We start from the raw sequence: 741 nt of genomic DNA, 5'->3' as shown, positions 1-741 counted from the left end.
TCCCGCTGCAGCGGGAGTCACGCAGAGGGACCGCGAGGTCCGCTGGTGTGACGGATTCCGGCGCCCCGACGCAGAAGGACATGTGATGGCCGACGACCACCGCTACAGCTGGCTGGATGACGATGCGGCGGAGCGGTTGCTTCGTGGTGAGTCGGCCTGGGTGCACCCCAGCGACCTCGAAGCCGGACAAAACGCCGGAAAAAGCGCCGGACAAAATGCCGGACAAAATGCCGGACAGAACGCCGGACAGAACGGCTGGTCGAGTCAGTCGCGGAGCGAAGCGGAACGGTTGGCCGCCGTGCTCGACGCCGTGGCCGAGGTGTCCCGCCCGATAGCGGCGGACGGCACCGCCGACGGGAAGCCCCTCCCGGGCGAAGAGGCCGCGCTGGCCGCGTTCCGCGCGGTGCGGGCCGAGCAGGCCGAGCAGACGGCGCAGGCGGCGCGGGCCGGGAAGGCAGGCCGGGTCGGCCGGGCGGCGTTGCGGAGCGTACGGTTCGGCGCGGACGGCGGCTCGGGACCCCGCGGGACGTTCCGGATGGCGGGCCCGTCGAACGGTCAGGCGCGGCTGCGCAGGCCGCTGCATATGGGGCTGGTCGCCGCGCTGGCCGGCTGCGCGCTCAGCGGATTCGCGGTCGCGACGGCTGCGGGAGTGCTGCCTTTCGGGCCGCAGGACAGCGCGCCGGGCCCCTCGGTGAGCATGCCGGCCGACGCCACCGGCAGGTCGGCCGGCATGCTCACCGA

General features: G+C 73.5%; 1 pseudogene. It reads left to right on the top strand.

Annotated elements, in window-relative coordinates:
- Positions 1-85 precede the first annotated feature (85 nt).
- Positions 86-741, top strand: a pseudogene (locus CCN51_RS52010) (hypothetical protein); the annotation flags it as partial.

The sequence above is a fragment of the Streptomyces milbemycinicus genome, from assembly GCF_002154605.1.
GTDB lineage: Bacteria > Actinomycetota > Actinomycetes > Streptomycetales > Streptomycetaceae > Streptomyces > Streptomyces milbemycinicus.
Note: the sequence above shows the minus strand (reverse complement) of the source record. Positions and strands in the feature narration are given on the sequence as shown.